Annotated in this window: 17 protein-coding genes; 4 read left to right on the top strand and 13 right to left on the bottom strand. The window is 69.5% G+C overall.

Annotated features, from left to right (window positions below; all coding sequences use genetic code 11):
• Positions 1–4,231: ESPR-type extended signal peptide-containing protein (locus FHW73_RS17340; RefSeq protein WP_255492548.1), on the bottom strand; the 4,231-nt coding region annotated here is incomplete at its 3' end.
• Between the two features lie 208 nt (positions 4,232–4,439).
• On the opposite strand from FHW73_RS17340, the gene FHW73_RS02610 reads away from it, so the two are divergent.
• Entirely contained in the window at positions 4,440–5,792 is a 1,353-nt protein-coding gene (locus tag FHW73_RS02610; RefSeq protein ID WP_183425141.1) for an ATP-binding protein, read from the top strand.
• On the opposite strand, the gene FHW73_RS02605 is transcribed toward FHW73_RS02610, so the two are convergent.
• The 6 genes from FHW73_RS02605 to FHW73_RS02580 form a co-directional block, all read right to left on the bottom strand.
• Entirely contained in the window at positions 5,776–6,480 is a 705-nt protein-coding gene (locus tag FHW73_RS02605; protein WP_183425140.1) for a response regulator transcription factor, read from the bottom strand. The two genes, FHW73_RS02610 and FHW73_RS02605, sit on opposite strands and share 17 nt — an antisense overlap.
• A gap of 126 nt (positions 6,481–6,606) precedes the next feature.
• Positions 6,607–7,950 (bottom strand): ammonium transporter, encoded by a 1,344-nt coding sequence (gene amt / locus FHW73_RS02600; RefSeq protein WP_255492547.1) that lies wholly within the window; start codon positions 7,948–7,950, stop codon positions 6,607–6,609.
• 19 nt (positions 7,951–7,969) lie between these two features.
• Positions 7,970–8,308: a P-II family nitrogen regulator gene (locus FHW73_RS02595; RefSeq protein WP_183425138.1), complete on the bottom strand. Its 339-nt coding sequence runs from the start codon at positions 8,306–8,308 to the stop codon at positions 7,970–7,972.
• Positions 8,309–8,336: 28 nt separating this feature from the next.
• Entirely contained in the window at positions 8,337–9,041 is a 705-nt protein-coding gene (locus FHW73_RS02590) for a TorF family putative porin (protein WP_183425137.1), read from the bottom strand.
• A gap of 228 nt (positions 9,042–9,269) precedes the next feature.
• The gene (glnA, locus tag FHW73_RS02585; protein WP_183425136.1) at positions 9,270–10,679 is read right to left on the bottom strand and encodes a type I glutamate--ammonia ligase; all 1,410 of its coding nucleotides are present in this window, start codon (positions 10,677–10,679) and stop codon (positions 9,270–9,272) included.
• 167 nt (positions 10,680–10,846) lie between these two features.
• Positions 10,847–11,320 carry an Lrp/AsnC family transcriptional regulator gene (locus FHW73_RS02580; RefSeq protein WP_255492546.1) on the bottom strand — a complete coding sequence of 158 codons (474 nt, stop codon included), beginning with the start codon at positions 11,318–11,320 and terminating at the stop codon, positions 10,847–10,849.
• 130 nt (positions 11,321–11,450) lie between these two features.
• Between FHW73_RS02580 and phhA the strand changes: the two genes are divergently transcribed.
• Entirely contained in the window at positions 11,451–12,353 is a 903-nt protein-coding gene (gene phhA, locus FHW73_RS02575) for a phenylalanine 4-monooxygenase (protein ID WP_183425134.1), read from the top strand.
• Positions 12,354–12,387: 34 nt separating this feature from the next.
• Here the strand turns inward: phhA and FHW73_RS02570 are convergent, their stop codons facing one another.
• From FHW73_RS02570 to FHW73_RS02555, 4 genes are all read right to left on the bottom strand, one after another.
• The gene (locus FHW73_RS02570) at positions 12,388–14,535 is read right to left on the bottom strand and encodes a TonB-dependent receptor (protein WP_183425133.1); all 2,148 of its coding nucleotides are present in this window, start codon (positions 14,533–14,535) and stop codon (positions 12,388–12,390) included.
• Positions 14,536–14,629: 94 nt separating this feature from the next.
• Positions 14,630–15,658, bottom strand: coding sequence for an alcohol dehydrogenase AdhP (gene adhP, locus FHW73_RS02565; protein WP_183425132.1), 1,029 nt, complete (start codon positions 15,656–15,658; stop codon positions 14,630–14,632).
• 99 nt (positions 15,659–15,757) lie between these two features.
• A complete protein-coding gene (locus FHW73_RS02560) occupies positions 15,758–16,396 on the bottom strand; it encodes a response regulator transcription factor (RefSeq protein WP_183425131.1) in 639 nt (212 codons plus the stop codon).
• Positions 16,393–17,646, bottom strand: a complete 1,254-nt coding sequence (locus tag FHW73_RS02555) for a histidine kinase (protein WP_183425130.1) — start codon at positions 17,644–17,646, stop codon at positions 16,393–16,395. Before FHW73_RS02555 ends, FHW73_RS02560 begins: the two co-directional genes overlap by 4 nt.
• Here FHW73_RS02555 and FHW73_RS02550 point away from each other — a divergent pair.
• On the top strand, positions 17,645–18,076 hold the full coding sequence (locus tag FHW73_RS02550) for a DUF2141 domain-containing protein (protein ID WP_183425129.1): 432 nt from the start codon (positions 17,645–17,647) through the stop codon (positions 18,074–18,076). The genes FHW73_RS02555 and FHW73_RS02550 overlap by 2 nt on opposite strands.
• Before the next feature lie 22 nt (positions 18,077–18,098).
• Complete coding sequence (locus tag FHW73_RS02545; protein WP_183425128.1) at positions 18,099–19,616, top strand: carotenoid oxygenase family protein; 1,518 nt, start codon at positions 18,099–18,101, stop codon at positions 19,614–19,616.
• 76 nt (positions 19,617–19,692) lie between these two features.
• On the opposite strand, the gene FHW73_RS02540 is transcribed toward FHW73_RS02545, so the two are convergent.
• Together FHW73_RS02540 and FHW73_RS02535 are read right to left on the bottom strand one after the other, a co-directional pair.
• Positions 19,693–20,739 carry a hypothetical protein gene (locus FHW73_RS02540; RefSeq protein WP_183425127.1) on the bottom strand — a complete coding sequence of 349 codons (1,047 nt, stop codon included), beginning with the start codon at positions 20,737–20,739 and terminating at the stop codon, positions 19,693–19,695.
• 7 nt (positions 20,740–20,746) lie between these two features.
• Entirely contained in the window at positions 20,747–21,949 is a 1,203-nt protein-coding gene (locus FHW73_RS02535; RefSeq protein WP_345776136.1) for an amino acid aminotransferase, read from the bottom strand.
• Positions 21,950–22,041 lie beyond the last annotated feature (92 nt).

Raw genomic sequence — 22,041 nt, 5'->3', positions numbered from 1 at the left:
CTGCATCGGTGCTGTCTTCGCTGAGATCGCCCGCGGCGACGTTGGTGATCACCGTGCCGTCGGCACCAGCCAGCGAGATGCGCGTCTTGTCGGCGTCGTCGTAGGCCACCGCGTTCTGCGCGATACCGGCCACATCGCCGATGCGCGTATCCAGATCGTCCACGCGACCTTCGACCGCGGTCACGCGCGTGTTCGTCTCGAACAGCTGACCGCCATTCACTGCATCGGTGCTGTCTTCGCTGAGATCGCCCGCGGCGACGTTGGTGATCACCGTGCCGTCGGCACCAGCCAGCGAGATGCGCGTCTTGTCGGCGTCATCGTAGGCCACCGCGTTCTGCGCGATGCCGGCGACATCGCCGATGCGCGTGTCCAGGTCGTCCACGCGGCCTTCCACCTGGGTCACGCGCGTGTTGGTCTCGAACAGCTGACCGCCATTCACTGCATCGGTGCTGGCTTCGCTGAGGTCGCCCGCAGCGACGTTGGTGATCACCGTGCCGTCAGCGCCCGCGAGCGAAAGCCGGGCCTTGTCGGCGGCGTCGTAGACCACGGCATTGGCCGAGAGCTCGCCCAGGCCGCCAGCGACCGCCTCGAGCTGGGCCAGGTTCACCGCATCGGTCGATTCGGTGCCGGCAGCGACGTTGGTGATCTGGCGCTCGGCGCCCGCACGGCCGACCGAGATCGTGTTCTCGCGATTGGCCCGCGAGTTCGCGCCCAGCGCGACGCTGTTGTCGACGCCGGTCCACAGGCCATTGGCCTGCTGGCGGCCGACGATGGCCGAGGTGCCCAGCGCGATCGAGTCCGATCCGTAGGTATTGGTGCCGACACCGATGGCGATGCTGTTGAGGTACAGGATCGGCGACGGCGCGAAGAAGTCGCCGTTCCAGACCATCGAGCGGTTGCCGATCGCGATCGAGTTCTGGCCGGCGGCCGCCGATGCCGTCCCCAAGGCGACGGCGTTGACGTTGCGGGCCGACGCTGCATTGCCCAGTGCCGTGCCGCCCTCGTAGAGGGCGTTTGCGCTCGACCCGACGACCGTGGTGCCCTTCGCGTTGGCGCGCGCACCCGAGCCGATCGCCGTGGTGAAATCGAACATGGCCTGCGCGCGATCGCCGATCGCGGTCGCATCATAAGCGGTCGCCTGGGTCCGATAGCCGATCGCGATCGAGCGGATCGCGGTGGCTTCGGCCAATGCACCGATCGCGGTGGCGGCATATTCGGTCGCCTGCGCACCGCCGCCGATCGCCGTCGACAGGCGGCCCTGCGCCTTGGTGTTGCGCAGGATCTGGCCCATGAAGTTCGAGCCGATCTCGTCTTCGCGCACGTCGACGATGCCACCGATCGCAACGGACGACTTGCCACTGGTCTCGGACTGCGCACCGATCGCGGTATTGAAGTCGCCGTTGGCCTGCGCGCCGGCGCCGGCAGCGGTCGCGCCCAGGCCCGAGGCCGCGGTCTGCTGGTGGACCACCACGCCGCGCGGCAGGGCGCTGTAGTCGATGTCGAGGACGCCACCGAGCGCAGTCGACGAATCACCGACCGCCAGACTGTCGCGACCGACCGCCGTCGCATTGCTCGCATACGAGACCGCGCCTGCGCCCAGCGCGACGGTGCCCGTCCCTACGGCCGCGGCCGCCTCGCCGGCCGCCAGCGTGTTCTCGCCGTCGGCGTAGGCGCCGGCATCGCTGTCGGCGCTGCCGGTGGCCTGCAGATAGCGCGAGGCATCCGCGGCCACCGCCTCGAGCTGGGACAGGTTCACCGCGTCGGTGGCCTGCGTGCCCGCGGCGACGTTGGTGATCTGCCGCTCGGCACCCACACGGCCGACCGAGACCGTATTGCTGCGATCGGCGATCGACCCTGCGCCCAGCGCCACCGCATCGTCGATATTGCTGGGCAGGCCGTCGGCTTCCAACATCGTCCAGCCGCCGACCGTTGCGCCGGCGCCCAGTGCGATCGAACGGCTGCCATGCACCTCGGCGCCGGTGCCCATGGCGATGCCGTCGGTGAACACGACGGTCTCCTCGCGCCAGGGATTGCTGTTCCACACGAAGGATTTGCCGATCGAGATGCTGTTCTCGGCGGCAGCCCAGGCGCCGCTGCCCAGCGCCGTGGCGCCGACGCCATTGGCCATCGCGGCCTCGCCGACGGCCGTTGCTTGCGCTGCGATCGCAGTGGCGAAGCTGCCCAATGCGGTCGCTCGGACGTGGGTGGCCCGTGCGCCGCCGCCGATCGCGGTCGCCCATTCTTCCGACGCCTCGGCGCGGTCGCCGATCGCGGTCGCGTCGTAGGCCGTCGCCTGGCTGGCATAGCCGATGGCCACCGCGCGGATGCCGCTCGCGCCGGCCAGTGCGCCGATCGCGGTGGCCGCGTAGTCGGTCGCTTGCGCGCCACCGCCGATCGCCGTCGACAGGCGGCCCGCCGCGCGGGTGTTCTGCAGCTCGACGCCGGCGAAGTCCTCGCCGAGCTGGTCTTCGCGCACATCCACGATGCCGCCGATCGCGACCGCGGACTTGCCGCTGGTCTCGGTCTGCGCACCGATCGCGGTGTTGAAGTCGTCGTCGGCACGGGCGCCCGCGCCGAGTGCCGTCGCTGCCAGCCCGTTGGCGGCGGTCTGCTGGTCGAGCACCACGCCGAACTCGCCCATCGCACCGTAGTCGAGCTGCAACATGCCGCCGAGCGCCGTCGACGACGCGCCCGTCGCAAGGCTGTCCTTGCCGATCGCGGTTGCGGTGTCGGCGTAGGCCAATGCGCCGCCGCCGACGGCGGTTGCACCTTGTCCAACGGCCGAGGCCGCCTCGCCTGCGGCCAGTGCATCGTCACCGTCGACGAATGCCCCCGCGTCGCTATCGGCGCTGCCACTGGCCTGGAAGTAGCGCAGGGATTCATTGGTGGCCGCCTGCAACTGCGCCAGGTTCACCGCATCGGTGGCCTGGGTGCCCGCGGCGACATGGGTGATCTGGCGCTCGGCGCCCGTACGGCCGACCGAGATCGTGTTCTCGCGGTTGGCCCACGAGTTCGCGCCCAGGGCGACGCTGTTGTCGACGCCGGTCCACAGCCCATTGGCCTGCTGGCGCCCGACGATGGCCGAGGTGCCCAGCGCGATCGAGTCCGATCCGTAGGTGTTGGTACCGACACCGATGGCGATGCTGTTGAGGTACAGGATCGGCGACGGCGCGAAGAAGTCGCCGTTCCAGACCATCGAGCGGTTACCGATCGCGATCGAGTTCTGGCCGGCGGCCGCCGATGCCGTCCCCAATGCAACGGCGTTGACATTGCGGGCCGACGCCGCATTGCCCAGGGCCGTACCGCCCTCATAGAGGGCGTTTGCGCTCGACCCGACGACCGTGGTGCCCTTCGCATTGGCGCGCGCGCCCGAGCCGATCGCCGTGGTGAAATCGAACGTGGCTTGCGCACGATCGCCGATTGCGGTCGCATCATAAGCGGTCGCCTGGGTCCGATAGCCGATCGCGATCGAGCGGATCGCGGTGGCTTCGGCCAATGCACCGATCGCGGTGGCGGCATATTCGGTCGCCTGCGCACCGCCGCCGATCGCGGTCGACAGGCGGCCGGCTGCCTTGGTGTTGCGCAGGATCTGGCCCATGAAGTTCGAGCCGATCTCGTCTTCGCGCACGTCGACGATGCCACCGATCGCAACGGCCGACTTGCCACTGGTCTCGGACTGCGCACCGATCGCGGTATTGAAGTCGCCGTTGGCCTGCGCACCGGCGCCGGCAGCGGTCGCACCCAGGCCCGAGGCCGCGGTCTGCTGGTGGACCACCACGCCGCGCGGCAGGGCGCTGTAGTCGATGTCGAGGACGCCACCGAGCGCAGTCGACGAATCACCGACCGCCAGACTGTCGCGACCGACCGCCGTCGCATTGTTCGCATACGACACCGCGCCTGCGCCCAGCGCGACCGTTCCGGCGCCGATCGCCGAGGCCGCTTCGCCCGCTGCCAGCGCGTTGTCGCCTTCGACGTAGGCGCCGACATCGCTGTCGGCGCTGCCGCTGGCCTGGAAGTAGTGCGCCACGGTGTCCGCGTCGACAGCGGCCGGTGTGTTGTAGGCCTGCACGCCGACGGCGGTGGCCTGCGCCAGTGCGGTCAGCGGCAGGGCCAGCACCAGGCCGGCCACGAATGCGCCTGCGCGGCGTCCGCTGCGGCTGCGCGCCAGTTCCGAGGCCACGACCATGCGGCCGAGCTCGGCGTTCCAGAGGGTGCGGTAGATGCGGTTCATTTCGGAGGTCTCCGGCAGCGTGTCATGAAGGCGAGCGCGGTCGTGCGGCAGGCTTGCGCCCGCCACCACCGGCTTTCCGTGTCTTGGCCCTGTCATCCAGATCGGATAGGGCGTCCCCGTCTGCGACCGTACGAGGCGTCGGCGCCTCTTGTCACCCGCACGTTCTCGCCGGAATATCACGCGATTCTCACCGCCCGCCGGACTCGCCATGTACCGCCCGTTCCTGCGCTGGCTCGATCGCGCACCGGTCATGGACCCGGTCGACCAGCGCAATGCGCGCGTGATCCAGGCGCTGTTGCTGTTTCTCGGCGTGACCGTGCCGGCGACGGTGGCCTTCGCCCTGGTGGCCAGCTGGCCGATGCTGCGTGCCGAAGGGCTGCCGTGGCAGAGCGTCGTGTCGCTGGCGATGAGCCTGGCGATCGGTCTGATCGCATTGGGCGGCGTGGCGCTGATCCGCCGCGGTCGCTTCCGCCTCGCGGTCAAGCTGCTGATCGGCGTGCTGCTGGCGGTGTTCGCGGTGAACATGGCGCTCAACGGCCTGCAGCAGCAGATCCCCGACCAGCTCGCCCAATTGCTGGTGATGCTGCTCAGCGGGCTGGTGCTGGGGCGACGCGCGCTGTGGACGAGCTTTGCGCTGCTCGCAACGAGCGTGGTGCTGGGCGCGGTGCAGGACGCGCACGTGCTGTTTGCGCAGACGCCGGCGCGTGCGTTCTACAACCTGCCGTCGGTGCTGTTCACCTACCTGCTCGTCGCCATCCTCATCGACCGCACGACCGAGGCGCTGCGCGAGAGCCTGCGCGAGTCCAATGCACGCGGCGCGGCGCTCGAGCAGGAGATCCGCGAACGCGAGCGCACGCATGCCCAGCTCATCCACGCGCAGAAGAAGGAAATCACCGAGCGCATGGCCAGCGGCATGGCGCACGATTTCAACAACATCTTCTCGGTGATCGCGGGGTTTTCGGCCGAACGCCACGAGGACGACGGCGGCAGCGATGCCCAGCGCGCCGCGCAGCTGGAGAGCAGCCTGGCCTCGGTCGAAGCCTCGGCGCGGCGCGGCATGGCGATCAGCCGCCGGCTGCTGCGCTTCAGTCGCCGCGACGAGACGCAGGTCGAGGTCTTCGATGCCGGCGAAGCGATCGATGCACTGCAACCGATGCTGCGGCAACTGCTCGACGCGCGCATCGTGCTGCGCTTCGATCGCGACACCGCGCCGCTGCCGATCCTGTTTGACCGCAGCCAGTTCGAGCTGATGCTGCTCAACCTGGCCTCCAATACACGCGATGCGATCAATGGCACGGGCGTATTCGACATCCAGGCGCGATGCGCAGCGGGCCACGTTGTGATCGACCTACGCGACGACGGCGCCGGCATGCCGCCCGAGGTGGCCGCGCGCGTGTTCGAACCGTTCTTCAGCACCAAGCCGGCCGACAGCGGCACTGGCCTGGGCCTGGCAGTCGTGCATGAGCTGGTGACCACCGCCGGCGGTACGATCGCAGTGACCAGCGCGCCGGGCGCCGGCACCACGTTCCGGATCGCGTTGCCGCTCAGTCCTGCGGCGTGAGCAGGTAGCCGCGGCCGTGTACGGCCGTCAGCGGCAGCGTTTCGCCGCAGCGCGTGCGGGCCTTGCTGCGCAGGCGATGGATCATCGAATCGATGCGGTGGGCATCGAAGTCATGCACCTGATCGGTCAACGCCTCGATCAGCGCTTCGCGTGCCACCAGTTCGCCGGGCGTGTCGAACAGCCGCCGGCACAGCCGCCGCTCGCTCTGGGTCAGGGCCGCCGAACCGCCCGACGGCGACAGCAGGCACCAGCCATCCGCACTCAAGCGCCATCGGCCGGGCGTGTCGCGTCCCTCGGTGGGCGTTGCAATGGTGTCCAGGCGCCGCGCGAGGCTGTGCAGCGTGGCGGCGAGCAGGTCGATCTCGATCGGCTTGGTCAGATAGGCATCGGCGCCTTCGGTCAGGCCGCGGACGCGGTCGCCGGTCTCGGCGCGGCTGGTCAGCATCACCACCCCCAGCTGGGGCCGTGTCTCGCGCAGCGCGCGTGCCAGGCTGAAGCCGTCGCCGTCGGGCAGCCCGACGTCGAGCACGACCAGCTCGACCGGGTGCGCATCGAGATGCGCGCGCAACGCCGCGATGGTCGCAAACCCCACCGCGTCGAAGCCAAAGCGCTGCAGGCCGGGCAGCAGGATCCGCTCGCGCAACATGGCCTCGTCCTCGAGCACAGCGACGTGCAGCGCAGCGGTCATCGACAGTGGCCAGGTCCGGTCATGTGGGCCGCATCCTAGCCCCGCCGCCGCGCAGCGGACAAATCACGTCTGCCTGCAAACGCGGGCGGCAGTCCCCACTGCCGCCCGCGCGGTCCCTTACCGCGATCAGGTCTCGTAGGCCGACTCGCCGTGCGAGACGATGTCCAGGCCCTGGCGCTCGTCCTCCTCGCTCACGCGCAGGCCGACCACCGCGCGCGTGACCAGGATCGCGAGCGTGGTGACGACGGCGCACCAGAGAATCGTGAACAGCACACTGAAGGTCTGCGCCCAGACCTGAGCACCGATCGAGCCCTCGATGCCGGTGCCGCCGAGCGAGGCGTCGCTGAAGACGCCGGTCAGGATCGCGCCGACGATGCCGCCGACCGCGTGCACGCCGAACACGTCGGCGGTGTCGTCGGCGCGCAGCAGGCGCTTGAGGCCGTTGACGCCCCACACGCACACCGCACCAGCGGCTGCACCGATCACCAACGCGCCGATCGGGCCGACACTGCCGGCAGCCGGCGTCACGCCGACCAGCCCGGCCACCGCGCCCGACGCCGCGCCCAGGGCCGACGGTCGCCCCTTGCTGATCGCTTCGACCAGGCTCCAGGCGACCACGCCGGCGGCCGTGGCCACCATCGTGTTGATCATCGCCAGCGCCGCACTGGCATCGGCGGCCAGCGCCGAGCCGGCATTGAAGCCGAACCAGCCCACCCACAGCAGCGAAGCGCCGATGAAGGTGAACGGCACGCTGTGCGGCTTGATCGCCTCGCGGCCGTAGCCCAGCCGCCGACCGACGAAGTAGGCGCCGACCAGTCCGGCGATGCCGGCGTTGATGTGCACCACGGTGCCACCGGCGAAGTCGATCACGCCCTTGTGCGCGAGGAAGCCGTCTTCGCCGCTCCACACCATGTGCACCATCGGCAGGTAGGCGAAGGTCACCCACAGCACCGAGAACAGCAGCACCGCACAGAACTTGATGCGCTCGGCGAAGGCGCCGATCACCAGCGCGGCGGTGATGCCGGCGAAGGTCGACTGGAACACCACGAACAACAGTTCGGGCAGGCCGCCGGCATCGCTCTGCGGGGTGATCCCGCGCAGGAACGCCTTGTCGGTGAACGAGCCGAAGAACGCGTTGCCGCTGGTGAACGCGGCACTGTAGCCATAGGCGATCCACAGCAGGATCACCACCGAGAACACCACCAGCACCTGCACCAGCACCGACAGCACGTTCTTGGCGCGCACCATGCCGCCGTAGAACAGCGCCAGGCCCGGCACCACCATCAACAGCACCAGCAAGGTCGAGGTGAGCATCCAGGCGACGTTGCCGCTGTCGAACACCGGGGCCGCAGCCTCGGGGGCCTGGGCCAGTGCGCCGGTCGATACGCCGAGCAGGGCAAGTGCACACAGCAGCGACGGGCCCGCTGCCTGCATCCGGGGGGTCCACCCGCGGGTTTGGATCGAGTTCATGGCATGTCTCCGGATGGGGTTAGAGCGCATCGGCGCCGATCTCGCCGGTACGGATACGCAGGACCTGTTCGAGCGCGACGACGAAGACCTTGCCGTCGCCGACCTTGCCGGTCGCCGCGGCCGCGGTGATCGCTTCGAGCGCGGCCTCGTAGGCCTCGTCCGTGACCGCGCATTCGATCTTGAGCTTGGGCAGAAAATCGACGACGTACTCGGCGCCGCGGTAGAGCTCGGTGTGGCCCTTCTGCCGGCCGAAGCCCTTGACCTCGGTGACCGTCAGGCCGGTCACCCCGGCCTCACCGAGCGCTTCGCGGACCTCGTCGAGCTTGAAGGGACGGATGATCGCGGTGATCAGTTTCATGGATGTCTCCGGTTGCGCGATCGCGGTGTCAGAACGACTTGGTGATCGCGAAGGTGAGGGTGTCGTCGGGACCGACGAGGTCGTTGTCATGCCACGTCAGGGCGAGATCGAAGCCGTTGTCGAAGGTCTTGCCGACGCCCGCCGACCAGAACGCGTAGGTCGCCGTCCCCGCGCTGCCGGCGACCCACTGCTTGCCGGCGGCGCCGTTGAGCGACCAGCCCGGGGCGAATTCCCAGCCCAGGCTGAGGTCGAGGTTGCTGCTGCCGTCCGAGTCGGGAATACCGAACAGATCGGTGACGGCGTAGGAATACTTCACGCTCAAGATGCCCCAGCGCAGCCCGGCATAGAGCTCGGTGGTGTCGGCCTTGTCGAAGCCGGCCGGGTAGCGGCCCGGATACCAGTAGTGCACAGCACCGACATCCCAGCCGATGCCCGACGCGCCGAAGTCGCCGCGAAAGCCGAGATAACCGTCGAGTTCGAGTTGGCTCGAGACCGCGGGATCACTGTCGGCGAGCCAACTGATGCTGCTGCCCCAGGTGCCGGCATAGAAGCCGCTCTCGTGCGCCCACTCCACGCCGCCCTGCAGGGCAGGCTTTTCGTCGGTCTGGCTGATCCCGCGGAACAGGTAATCGCTGGTCAGGGTGACCGTGCCGGACACCTGCGCGTGCGCGGCGCCTCCCGACAGCAGCCCTGCGCACAGCAGGACCTTGCATACGTGCTTGCATGACGACATGACAGGCTCCTCATCTGAAAGGAAAGCCCTCCCCGGTCATTGCTGCCTGCATCGGCGAAGCCGAGCAGATGGTGCTTCGGCGAGTCGACCTGCCCCCTGGCGGTCTCCGCCGCGACCGGCGCTCTGTGGCGTCTGTTGGCCGCTTCCGGTCCTGCGTTGATTGCGTATGGCGCCGCTTGCGCGGTGAAACGAAGAAGGGCCTGCCGTATGGCAGGCCCTTCGGGTGCATCAGATCGCGTAGTACATCTGATACTCAAGCGGATGGGTCGCGCCGCGGAACGCGGTGACCTCCTTCATCTTCAGCGCGATGTAGGCGTCGATGAAGTCGTCGGTGAACACGCCACCGGCCTTGAGGAATTCGCGGTCCTTGTCGAGCGCCTCGAGCGCCTGGTCGAGCGAATGGCAGACGGTCGGGAAGTTCTTCTCTTCCTCCGGCGGCAGGTCGTAGAGATCCTTGTCGCTGGGGCCGCCCGGGTCGATCTGGTTCTTGATGCCATCCAGGCCGGCCATCATCAGCGCGGCGAAGGTCAGGTAGCCCGACTGCATCGGATCGGGGAAGCGCATCTCGATGCGGCGTGCCTTCGGATTGGCGACGTAGGGAATGCGGCAGGACGCCGAGCGGTTGGAGGCCGAGTAGGCCAGCATCACCGGCGCCTCGAAGCCCGGCACCAGGCGCTTGTAGGAGTTGGTCGAGGCGTTGGCGAAGGCGTTGATCGCACGCGCATGCTTGAACACGCCGCCGATGTACCACAGCGCGGTCTGGCTCAGGCCGCCGTAGCCGTCACCGGTGAACAGATTGGTGCCGCCCTTGGCCAGCGACTGGTGCACGTGCATGCCGCTGCCGTTGTCGCCGACGATCGGCTTGGGCATGAAGGTCGCGGTCTTGCCGTTGCGGAAGGCGACGTTCTTGACGATGTACTTGAGCGTCTGCAGTTCGTCGGACTTGGCGACCAGCGAGTTGAAGCGGGTGCCGATCTCGCACTGGCCGGCATTGGCGACCTCGTGGTGGTGCACCTCGACCTCGATGCCGACCTGCGACAGGGTCTTGCACATCTCGGCGCGAATATCGTGCAGCGAGTCGAGCGGAGCGACCGGGAAATAGCCGCCCTTGATGCCCGGACGGTAGCCGCTGTTGCCGCCCTCGTATTCCTTGGCCGAGTTCCAGTGCGCCTCTTCCGAATCGATGTGGAAGAAGGTGTGGCCCATCTCGTTGCCGTAGCGCACCGAGTCGAAGATGAAGAACTCGGGCTCGGGGCCGAAGAAGGCCTGGTCGGCGATACCGCTGGACTTCAGGAAGGCCTCGGCCTTCTTGGCGATGCCGCGCGGGTCGCGCTCGTAGGACTGCATCGTCGTCGGATCGAGGATGTCGCAGGTGATCACCAGCGTCGGGTCGGCGGTGAACGGGTCGACGAAAGCGGTCGAGGGGTCGGGCATCAGCACCATGTCCGAGTTCTGGATACCGCGCCAGCCGCTGATCGACGAGCCGTCGAACATCTTGCCGTCCTCGAACAGGCCGGGCTCGACGATCGACTGCGGGAACGTGACGTGGTGCTGCACGCCGCGCATGTCGGTGAAACGCAGATCGATGAACTCGATCTTGTGGTCCTTGATCAGCTTTTCGACGTTGTCGATGGACATCGGGAACGACCGCCTTGAGGTTGGGTGTGCTGGTGATCAAGCAACCCTCGTGCCAACCGATGTCTGTCTTTCAGATCAATGGTTTGCGCCAAACCAGTGAATGACGTGATGGAGGCCATGCACCATTCTGGTGCTATCTTCTCGAGTTCGCACTGATCCGGTGCAAATCAGATCGGCAGCGGCAGTCCGCGCCAGGCCTTGACGGTGCGCAACACGAAACTGGAATTGACGTCGTCGACCGCCGGCTGGTTGAGCAGCCGGTCGAGCAGGAATCGCGAGAAGTGCTCCAGATCGCGCACCGCGACCTGCAACAGGTAGTCCATGTCGCCGGTCAGCGCGTGGCAGGCGACGACCTCGTCCCAGTCGTCGACCAGCTGCGCGAAACCGGCGACCGCGGCGCTGTCGTGATGCTTGAGTTGCACCCGGACGAAGGCCTGCAGCCCCAGGCCCAGACGCTCGGCGTTGACCTCGGCGCGGTAGCCGGCGATGACGCCGTCGCGTTCGAGCCGCTGGACCCGGCGCAGGCAGGCCGAGGCCGAGAGATGCACGCGCTCGGCGAGATCGGCGTTGCTCTGCCGGCCATTGCGCTGCAGCTCGGCGAGCAGCAGCAGATCGGTGCGGTCCAGCGTGGCAGCGACCATGGATTGCTCCATTCCGTATTCAGACGCACGGATCTTGCGCGCAAACCTGCGGTGCGCGCAACGAACGCAAGCCCGTTGCGGGCCTGCGGCGTTATCGTCGGAGGCCTCGTGTTCTTCCTAGGAGCGTGCGATGTCCGCCCAGCCTTCGAGCGCCCCGCGCCGGGTCGAGAACCTGCAGACCGACAAGGGCAAGGTCCCGGTCTATGCCACCGGCATCGTCGAGCAGCCGTGGGACGACTACAGCGCCGACGACCACGCCACCTGGGCCACGCTCTATGCGCGCCAGCGCGCACTGCTGGTCGGGCGCGCCTGCGACGAGTTCCTGGAGGCGCAGGACGCGATGGGCATGACACCCGACGCGATTCCCAAGTTCTCCGAGCTCAACACCGTGCTCGAGGCCGCGACCGGCTGGACGCTGATGGGCGTCGAGGGCCTGCTGCCCGAGCTCGATTTCTTCGACCACCTCGCCAATCGCCGCTTCCCGGTGACCTGGTGGATCCGCCGCCCCGACCAGATCGACTACATCGAGGAACCGGACCTGTTCCACGATCTGTTCGGCCACGTGCCGCTGCTGATGAACCCGGTGTTCGCCGACTACATGCAGGCCTACGGCCGCGGCGGGGTCAAGGCGCACGGCATCGGCCCCGAAGCGCTGCAGCATCTCACGCGGCTGTACTGGTACACGGTGGAGTTCGGGCTGATCCGACAGGCCGAAGGCCTGCGCATCTTCGGCGCCGGCATCGTGTCGTCGAAGGGCGAATCGATCCATTCGCTCGAATCCGATGCGCCCAACCGCATCGGGTTCGATCTGGCGCGGATCATGCGCACGCGCTACCGTATCGACACCTTCCAGAAGACCTATTTCGTCATCGACAGCTTCGAGCAGTTGATGGAGGCCACGCGCCCGGACTTCGCGCCGATCTATGCGCGGCTGGCGCCGCTGGACGCGATCGATGCCGGCACCGTGCAGGACAGCGACCGAGTGTTCCACCGCGGCACCGGCGAGGGCTGGGCCAGCGGCGGCGACGTGTAAGGCGGCGACTAAGCGCGATGTGCCGATCCGCGGTTCAGCGGTGCCAGGTCCACTGCGCGCCGAGCAGCACGCCGCGGCCGGGGCCGGGTTCGTAGAACCGGCCGTTGCCTTCGTTGACGATGACCGAGCCGATGTAGGCCTGGTCGAGCAGGTTGTCGACGCGCAGGAACGTGCGCAACTCGCCAGCCTCGAAGCGCCAGCGGCGTGCGCCTTCCAGATGCAGCAGCGCGTAGCCCGCGGCGCGGCCGGTCGCGAGATCGTCGACCACGACATCCCCCACGCCGACACCTTCGACCGCCGCACTCCAAGGGCCGCCGGTCCAGTCCAGCCGCGCGAACAGCTGGCGCGCCGGCACACCGGGGATGCGCGCGCCGGCCGCGACCGGCGTCGTCGGCACCGTGCAGCCCGCGCCGGTGCAGACGCGGTAGGCGTCACGGAAGCTCGCATCGAGCCAGGTCGCCGCGACATTCAGCTCGAACGCCTCGCCCAGCGGCTGGCGGAGCGACAGTTCGGCGCCCTGACGACGCGCGCGTCCGACATTCTGGAAACTGCTGCGGCCGCCGACATTGCGTGCGACCGCCAGCTCGTTGTCGGTATCGGCGCGGAACAGCGCGGCGTTCCACGTGGCGCCGGCGGGCGCACGCCACTTGGCGCCAAGCTCGAGGTTGTCGCTGATTGCCGGCGCGAGGTCGAACGCCAGCCCGGCGCCGCCATCGCTGCGATAGCCCAGCTCGTTGAAGGTCGGCGTCTCGAAGCCACGGCCGGCCGAGAGGTAGGCGCGCAGGTCGTCGCGCGGTGCGAACACCAGCCCGGCGACCGGCGAGGTCTGGCGGTAGGCGACGCGACCACTGTCGTCGGGATTGCCCGCGGTGACGTAGGCATCGCGCGAGACGAACTCGACCTCGCTGTGGCGCACACCGGCCAGCAGCGACCAGCGCGGCGCGAACGCCCAATACGCCTGCGCGAACTGGTCGCGGTTCTCGACCGTGTTGCGTTCGTCGCGGCGCCGCGCACCGCGCACGCCGAGCGTATCGCCGACGACATTCTCGAAGCCCTGGCGATGCTGGCGCTGGCGATCGGCGTTCGTGCCGACGGTCAGTTCCAGCGGCCGACCGGCGAGTGCACCCTCCCAGCTCCAACGCAGATCGAGACCGCCGTAGGCGTTGTCCAGGTCGATCACGCCGCCCGCGTTCAACGGATTGGCCTGGGCGGCCGCAGGAATCGGCAGGAATTGCACCACCGCGCGCTCGCCGCCATAGACCATCGCGCGCAACGTGTGCGCCTCGCCCACGCCATGTTCGTAGACCGCGCCAGCCTGCTGCTGGCGTACCGTCTTGCGGGTGTCGAACTGCCGCGCCACCGAGGCGACCTGGCGCGGGTTCGCACGGACCTGGTCGGCGGTCAGCCCCAGCGGATCCTGGGCCTCGATGTCGACCCAGTTGGCGACCAGATCCAGGCGCCGGCGGTCGCCCAGGTCGAAGCGCAGCTTCGCGTTCGCCGAGTCGCGGCGCGCGGCGCTGTGCTCGCGCCAGCCATCGGTGTCGAAACGCGACAGCGCGAGGTTGTAGCCGACCGACTCGCTGCCGCCGCGCAGTTGCGCGGCCAGGCTGGTGGTGGCGTCGCGGCCGCGGTTGGCCTTGAACCGCCAATCGTCGCCAGGCGCCCCATCGGCGCTCCAGATCTGCAGCACGCCGCCCGAGGAATTGCCGTACAACGACGAGAACGGGCCGCGCATGATCTCGATGCGGTCGCCGCCGACGAGGCTGAAGTGCGACAGCTGGCCCTGCCCGTCAGGCATCGAGGCCGGGATGCCGTCGGCATAGAGCCGCACGCCACGCACGCCGAAGGTCGAACGCGCGCCGAAGCCGCGGATCGACAGCTGGGTGTCCTGCGCGTGGTTCTGGCGATCGCGCGCCAGCAGCCCGGGCACGCCGGCCAGCGGCTCGGAGGCGACGGTACCGCTGCGGTTGCTGTCGACATCGTCGAGCCGCAATGCATCGACCGAGGCCGGGGTGTCGAAATCCGACACACCGCGCAGTCGGGTCGCGTCGACCCGCACCCGGTCGAGGGTGTGCGGCACCTCAATCGCGCGGGCCGGCAGCGCGGCGCACCAGGCGGCGATCGCCAGCGGCAGGGACGCGAGGAACGGGGCGGAGCGGAACGCGACGAACGGCAGAGACATCGGCAGGCAGGCGCAACGGGGGCGTGCACCGTAGCAGACGCCCCGCGACGCGCCTGTGCCGCCGGCCGCATGCGGGCCGGCGGCGCCGTGCAGTTCAGGCCGCGAAGTCGAGGACCACGCGTCCTTCGATCTTGCCCGCGTGCATGCGCGAGAACACGTCGTTGATGTTCTCCAGGCGATCGGTCGAGACCGTCGCGGCGACCTTGCCCTGCGCGGCGAAATCCAGCGACTCCTGCAGGTCCAGGCGGGTGCCAACGATCGAACCGCGCACGGTCACGCCGTTGAGCACCATGCCGAAGATGTCGAGCGGGAACTCGCCCGGCGGCAGGCCGTTGAGCGAGACCGTGCCGCCACGGCGGACCATGCCGATCGCCTGCTCGAAGGCCTTGGGCGAGACCGCGGTGACCAGCGCCCCGTGTGCGCCGCCGATCTCCTTCTTCAGATAGGCAACCGGATCGGTGGTGCGGGCGTTGACGGTGACCGTCGCGCCCAGCCGCTTGGCCAGGTCGAGCTTGTTGTCGTCGACATCGACCGCAGCCACGTTCAGCCCCATGGCGCGGGCGTACTGCACCGCCATGTGTCCCAGGCCGCCGATGCCCGAGATCACCACCCAGTCGCCGGGCTTGGTGTCGGTGACCTTCAGGCCCTTGTAGACGGTGACGCCGGCGCACAGCACCGGGGCGATCTCGACAAAGCCGACATTTTTCGGCAGATGGCCGACGTAGCCGGCATTGGCCAGCGCGTACTCGGCAAAACCGCCGTTGACCGAGTAGCCGCTGTTCTGCTGCGCCTCGCACAGCGTTTCCCAGCCGCCCAGGCAGTGTTCGCAATGGCCGCAGGCCGAGTACAGCCACGGAATGCCGACCCGGTCGCCTTCCTTGATGTGGGTCACGCCCTGGCCGACCGCGACCACGTGGCCCACGCCCTCGTGGCCCGGGATGAACGGCGGATTGGGCTTGACCGGCCAGTCGCCATCGACCGCATGCAGGTCGGTATGGCAGACGCCGCAGGCCTCGATCTTGACGAGGATGTCGCCGGCGGCCGGCCGCGGCACCTCGACCTCCTCGATGACCAGTGGCTTGCCGAACTCGCGGACCACCGCGGCCTTCATCGTCTTGTCCATCGTCCAGGCTCCAGCGCAGTCAAGGGACGATCAGGCTAGCGCGGCGCGGGCGCGGCCGCCTTGATCCGCATCAATCCCGTCTTCGCGGCGATGGCCGGGTCAGATGACGCGCAGCGTGATCGCCTTGAGCACCGCGCGCGTACGGTCGCGGGTGCCGAGCTTGTCGAGGATCGCCGAGACGTAGTTCTTCACCGTGCCCTCGGCCAGGAACAGGCTGCGCGCGATCTCCTTGTTGGAGTAGCCGCCGGCGAGCAGGCGCAGGATCGCGACCTCGCGTTCGTTGAAGGTCTCGCGCGGGGCCTGGTCGTCGTGGAACCGGTAGCGCGCCCGCACCGGTTCGGTGCTGACCGGCTGCAGCAGCGTCTCGCCCGCGGCGACGCGCGCGATCGCATCGCGCAGATCCTCGGGCGCGGCGTCCTTGAGCAGGAAGCCCTGTGCGCCGGCGTCGGTTGCGCGCAGCAGCAGGTCGCTGTCGTCGAAGGTGGTCAGCAGCAGCACCGGCGTGGTGTCGCCGCGCGCGCGCAGTGCGGTCAGCGCATCGATCCCGTCCAGGCCGGGCATGCGGATATCGCTGAGCACCACGTCGACCGGCTGCGCAGCGATCCGCTCGAGCAGGCTCGTGCCCGAGTCGACCTCGAACACGATGACGATGCCCTGGCGTTCCAGCAGCGCGCGCAAGCCGGCGCGGACCAGCGCCTGGTCGTCGGCGAGCGCAACACACACGGGGGTCGCGCTCACGCCGGCAGCTCCGCCTCGATCCGCATCGCACCACGGGCATTGCGCGCCAGGCGCACGCGGCCCCGCAACGCCGCCAGGCGCTCGCGCATGCCGGCGATGCCATTGCCTTCGCGCCAGTCCTCGCGCACCAGACCGTCGTCCTCGATGGTCACATGCAGCACATCGCCTGCGCGATGCAGGGCGACATCGAGCGTGTCCGCGTCGGCGTGCTTGGCCGCATTCGTCAGCGCTTCCTGCACCAGCCGCAGCACCGCCTCGGCGAGCGCGGGGTCCGTCACCTGCACATCGTCGGCGATCGCCAGCCGCAGCAACGGGCGCGGCATCGGCGCGGCGAGCGCGCGCAGCGCGGTCGCCAGATCCAGCCCACCGGGCTCGCGCATCGCCTGGACCACGTCGCGGATGTCGGCCAGCAGTTCGCCCGACAGCTGCTCGGCCACGCGCAGCTGCGGGTTATCTGCCAAGGCCGGTTCGTCGACCAGCGCACGCAGGTTCAGGCGCATCGCGGTGAGCTTGTGGCCGGCGACGTCGTGGAGCTCGCGCGCCACGCGCAGGCGCTCGGCATCGCGTGCGCTGTCGGCGAGCAGCGCGCGCGTGGCCAGCAGATCGGCATTGACGCGCGAAAGCGCATCGCGGGTGCGTTCGGCGCTGCGCGCGTAGTGCATGCACAACGCCGCGAAGGCCTGGAAGCCGGCGAAGATCAGCACCGCCATCAGCGGCGCGCCGAAGCCGGCGATGTGCTTGAGGATCAGGTAATAGACCGCGTCGGCGAGCACCAGCGCGATCGTCGCCACGCGCGGCGGCCAGTGCGAGAACGCCGCCGCGATCCACACCACCAGCAGGATCGGCGCAGTGCCGGGCTTGGGATCGAGCGCGATCAGGGCCAACGCGATCACCGGCAACAGCGCGCCCACCGCGTGCTCGACCCGTCGCAGCCGTGGCGGCCACAGCGACAGCGACAGGAAGCCGACGGCGAACAGGCCGAGCAGCAGCCAGGCCGTCGCCTGGCGCCCCGGCTCGTAGTACCGCATCGAGAACGCGACCGCGCCGAGCGTCAGCAACGCGGCGAGATTGAGCGGTTCGAACAGGCGGCGGGGCTGGGTCATGGCGCCATGCTGCAAGCCAGTGGCGGCGACGGCAATGGGCGGGGTGCAGAAAGTGACTTCCGGCACTGCGGATCGGTGACCACTGGCAGCAGGCGGCGGGGAACGGCGCACGGAGACTGTGGCCACACCCAACGAGGACCTCGCCATGCGCCGCACCCCCGCCTCCATCACCGCACCGTTCGCCCTGCTGGCCGCTGCCGCCCTCGCCGCGCCGGCGCATGCCGCCACCCTCGAGGTGTCCATTCGCGATGCCCGCAACCAGGACGGGCAGTTCCAGGTCGCCCTGGTCGATGCGGCGGGCTATGCCGGCGAGGCGCCGCCGATCGCCGGCCGCCTGCTGGCCCCCGAAGGCGATGTCACCCGCCTGCGCTTCGACGACGTGCCGGCCGGGCGCTACGCGTTGCTGGTGATCCACGACGAGAACGGCAACGGCAAGCTCGACACCAACCTCACCGGCATGCCGGTCGAAGGCTACGGCTTCAGCAACAACCCGCGGGTGATGCGCAAGCCGACGTTCGACGAGGCAGCGTTCGAAGTCGGTCGCGACACCACGGCGCTCGACATCGCGATCCGCTGATCCGGCCGACTCAGGAGCCCCCATGGACCGCCGCCGCTTCCTCCGCAATCTGCTCTCGGGCGCCACCATCGCCGCACTCGGGCCCGCGCTGTTGCACGGCGCGGACGCATTCGCCGGCGATCCGGCCGAGTTTGCCGCCGGCCTGCGCGAACACCCGTATCTGGCCGGCTGGCGCCAGGTGTCGGCCGAGGCCTTCGGCCCGACGACGGTGCAGATCGAAGGCCGCCTGCCAGCGGACTTCGCCGGCACGCTGTATCGCAACGGACCGGCCTGGTTCGAGCGCGACGGCTTCCGCTACGAGCACTGGTTCGACGGCGACGGCATGGTCCACGGCTGGCGTTTCGGCAACGGCACGGTGACCCACCGCGGGCGCATGGTGCAGACGCCGAAGTTCAAGCGCGAACGCAGCGCCGGACGCTTCAACACGCTGGCCGCGGGCACCACGGTCGCCGACCCGGTCGCACTGCGCAACAACGACGATGCCAGCACCGCCAACACCTCGGTGGTGGTCATCGGCGGGCGCCTGTTCGCGTTGAGCGAGGCCGGCTCGGCCTTCGAGCTCGACCCCGACGCGCTCGATACGATCGGTCCCAGGACCTGGCGGCCCGACCTGCAGGCACTGCCGTTCTCGGCCCATCCGCTGCAGGACCGCGACGGCAGCTGGTGGAACTTCGGGGCATTGTCGATGCTCGGCGGCGCCGGCCTGCTGGTGTGGCACATCGGCCGCGATGGGCAGCTGATCGACGCGCAGGTGCACGACATGGGCGCACCCGGCTACCTGCATGCCTTCGTGCAGACCGACCGGTATCTGGTCTTCCTGCTGACGCCGTTCGACTACACGCCGGCCGGGTCGTTCTTCGAAAGCCTGACCTTCGCGCCGCAACGCGCCTCCACGGTCCTGGTCGTCGACAAGACCGCACCCGACCGCGTTGCGCGCCGCTTCGAGGTCGAGTTCACGATGGCCTACCACTTCGGCGATGCCTTCGAGCGCGACGGCGAGATCACCGTGCGCACGATGCGGCTGGCCGATGTCGCACGGGCGCGTTCGCCGCATCGCGAGGCGATGTTCGGCCATCACGGGCCTGCCGCGCCCGCCGAGCTGGTCGAGCTCCGGCTGGACATGCGCACCGGCCGCGGCCGCTGGGAGACCACGGGCCTGGGCGGCATGGAGTTTCCGATGTTCGACGCGCGCACGCCGAGCAACCGTGGCGCCCGGCTCTACACCCCGACCAATGCCGGCGACGCGACCGCGCCGTACTTCAATGCGGTGCAGATGATCGACCCGGTCGCCGGCCGACGCGAGCTGCACCGCTACGGGCGCGACATCCTCGCCGAGGAACACGTCTTCATCCCGCGTCCGGGCAGCACGCGCCCAGACGACGGCTGGCTGGTCGGCACGCTGCTCGATCCCACGCGCGATCGCAGCGGCATCGCGGTGCTCGACGCCCAGCACATCGGTGACGGCCCGATCGCGACTGCCTGGCTGCCGTACGCATTCCCACTCGGCTTCCACGGCCACTTTGCGCAGGCCGCGGCCTGAGGCCGCGGCGTCGTGCCAGGCACCGCTTGCGCCATCGCCCGCGAGCGCGGGGCGCGGCGAAGCCGGGTCCGATGCCTCAGTCGCGCGCGAACGTCCGCGGCCGCGCCGCGACCCGGACCGGCCGTTCGCGCAGGCCCGCAGCACGCAGCCACTGCACCAGCGGCGGCGGAAGCGCGGGCAGTTCGGCGCTCGTGCCTTTGGGCACGCGCGCCACACCCGCCAGCAGGCTCACCGCCTCGACACCGGGCGCGGCGAGTTCAAGCCGCGCGTGGTCCGACGCGCTCTGCCAGCGGAACAGCGTGAGATCGCGCAAGGCGAAGACGCGTGGCGGCTGGCCGAGCCGTCCCAGGGTCAGACGCTCAGCATCGATGCGCAGCGTGACGGTCTCGGTACCGCGGCGCAGCAGGACCGTCAGCCCCAGGTAGCCGGGCAGGCCGACGACCAATGCGAAGATCAGGATTGCGCCGTAAGCACCGACGCGCAGCGTCGCGTCGTAGAACGTGATCAGGCCGGTGACCGCCAATCCCCCGGCGATCACCGTCACCGACGCGATCAGTGCGACGAGCGTGCGCGTGCGCATGGGCACAGCCGGAAAGCACAGCGTCCAGGCCGCGCCGTCGCGCTGCCAATCGGTCCGCGCCATCGTCGCTGCGCGCGCGTGGGCGTCGCGCTGGAAATGGCCGCTCACCCGACCGAGCAATGCCAGCCAGATCCAGCCGAACATCGGCGCGACGCCGAGCTGTATCCAGAGCACGGCATGGCGCAGCGACTCGGGGAGCGCGGACAGATCGGGCAGCTCGCCGTGGATCAACCACAGCACCACGCCCGCGCCCACTGCGGCGCCGGCAATATGCAGCCATACGCCCAGACGTGGCGAGACCCGCAAGGTCAACGCCACGAAGGACACGCCGCACAGCACCCCGGCCAGCAGCACCGCCAGGTACGGCGGGAACGCCATGCCGTGGCGCCCGGCAAGAATCGCGAACCCCGTGCAGGCCGCGGCCCAGGCCAGCGGCGAGCGACGCGCGCGCCGCCACCACGGCAGCCGCGCCGGGACCGGCGGCGGGCCCTGGCGCGCGCGGACGGCGGCGTTGCGGGATCGCGAACGCCGCCGGGCGCTCATGCCTGACTCAGCGCGCCACCGTCGCCACCGCCTCGGCGACGTAGTCGAGGGTCTTCAGGCTCAGCGCCGCGACGCAGATGCGCCCGGTGCCGACGGCGTAGATGCCGAACTCGTCGCGCAGCCGATCGACCTGCGCACGGCTCAGGCCCGAGTACGAGAACATGCCCGCCTGGTCCTGGATGAAGGCGAACTGCGGGGCGCCATGCGCGGCGAGCTTCTCGACCAGCCCGGCGCGCAGTGCGTGGATGCGCTCGCGCATCTGGCCGAGCTCGGCCTCCCAGCGCGCGCGCAGCTCGTCGCTGCCGAGCACCCCGGCGACCAACGCCGCGCCGTGCGTCGACGGGCTCGAGTAGTTCGCGCGCACGATGCGCTTGATCTGCGACTGCACCGCGCGGCTCTGCTCCGCGTTGGCCGAGACCACCGACAGGGCGCCGACGCGCTCGCCGTAGAGCGAGAACGACTTGGAATACGAGCTGGCGACGACGAACTCGGCGATGCCCGAGGCGGCAAGCAGACGCACGGCCGCGGCGTCCTGGGCGATGCCCTGGTCGAAGCCCTGGTAGGCCATGTCGACGAACGGGAACAGCCCGCGCTCGGCCAGCACCTCGATGACCTGGCGCCACTGGTCGGCGGTGAGATCGGCACCGGTCGGGTTGTGGCAGCAGGCGTGCAGCAGCACGACGGTGCCGGGCTCGAGCTTGCGCAGGTCGGCCAGCATGCCCTCGAAGTCGATGCCGTGGCGGGCGGCGTCGAAGTAGGTGTAGTCGACGACCTCGAAACCGACCGCGCCGAACACCGCACGGTGGTTCTCCCAGCTGGGGGTGCTGATCGCGATCGTCGCGTGCGGCAGCAGCTTCTTCAGCAGGTCGGCGCCGGTGCGCAGCGCGCCGCTGCCGCCGATCGTCTGGGTAGTCGCAACGCGGCCATCGGCCAGCAGCGGCGAATCGGCGCCGAACAGCAGTTCGCGGGTGGCCCGGGTGTAGTCGGGCATGCCGTCGATCGGCAGGTAGCCGCGCGGCTTGGCCTCGGCGGCCAGCCGCTGCTCGACCTCGCGCACCGCATCCAGCACCGGGATGCGGCCGGCCTCGTCGTAGTAGATGCCCACACCGAGATTGACCTTGGTGGTACGCGGATCGGCGTTGTAGGCGTCGGTCAAACCAAGGATGGGATCACCGGGGACGAGTTCGACAGCAGCGAAGAAGGAGGACACGGCACGGCCTGCGACGGTTGAGGGGAGGAGATGCGGCGCGCCAGGCGCGCGGCAAACCCATGCAGGATAGCCGGCCGGCGCCGCGCGCGCGA

The sequence above is a fragment of the Luteimonas sp. RC10 genome (assembly GCF_014192745.1).
In the GTDB taxonomy this organism is placed as follows: domain Bacteria; phylum Pseudomonadota; class Gammaproteobacteria; order Xanthomonadales; family Xanthomonadaceae; genus Luteimonas.
This window is presented reverse-complemented; position numbering and strand designations above follow the sequence as displayed.

Coding starts and splice junctions, on each gene's coding strand:
- FHW73_RS02550 (WP_183425129.1), top strand. CDS start 17,645: ATGCGCCGCACCCCCGCCTCCATCACCGCACCGTTCGCCCTGCTGGCC.
- glnA (WP_183425136.1), bottom strand. CDS start 10,679: ATGTCCATCGACAACGTCGAAAAGCTGATCAAGGACCACAAGATCGAG.
- FHW73_RS02545 (WP_183425128.1), top strand. CDS start 18,099: ATGGACCGCCGCCGCTTCCTCCGCAATCTGCTCTCGGGCGCCACCATC.
- FHW73_RS02555 (WP_183425130.1), bottom strand. CDS start 17,646: ATGGCGAGGTCCTCGTTGGGTGTGGCCACAGTCTCCGTGCGCCGTTCC.
- FHW73_RS02605 (WP_183425140.1), bottom strand. CDS start 6,480: ATGACCGCTGCGCTGCACGTCGCTGTGCTCGAGGACGAGGCCATGTTG.
- FHW73_RS02595 (WP_183425138.1), bottom strand. CDS start 8,308: ATGAAACTGATCACCGCGATCATCCGTCCCTTCAAGCTCGACGAGGTC.
- FHW73_RS02570 (WP_183425133.1), bottom strand. CDS start 14,535: ATGTCTCTGCCGTTCGTCGCGTTCCGCTCCGCCCCGTTCCTCGCGTCC.
- FHW73_RS02580 (WP_255492546.1), bottom strand. CDS start 11,320: ATGGTCGCTGCCACGCTGGACCGCACCGATCTGCTGCTGCTCGCCGAG.
- FHW73_RS02590 (WP_183425137.1), bottom strand. CDS start 9,041: ATGTCGTCATGCAAGCACGTATGCAAGGTCCTGCTGTGCGCAGGGCTG.
- FHW73_RS02610 (WP_183425141.1), top strand. CDS start 4,440: ATGTACCGCCCGTTCCTGCGCTGGCTCGATCGCGCACCGGTCATGGAC.
- FHW73_RS02540 (WP_183425127.1), bottom strand. CDS start 20,739: ATGAGCGCCCGGCGGCGTTCGCGATCCCGCAACGCCGCCGTCCGCGCG.
- phhA (WP_183425134.1), top strand. CDS start 11,451: ATGTCCGCCCAGCCTTCGAGCGCCCCGCGCCGGGTCGAGAACCTGCAG.
- adhP (WP_183425132.1), bottom strand. CDS start 15,658: ATGGACAAGACGATGAAGGCCGCGGTGGTCCGCGAGTTCGGCAAGCCA.
- amt (WP_255492547.1), bottom strand. CDS start 7,950: ATGAACTCGATCCAAACCCGCGGGTGGACCCCCCGGATGCAGGCAGCG.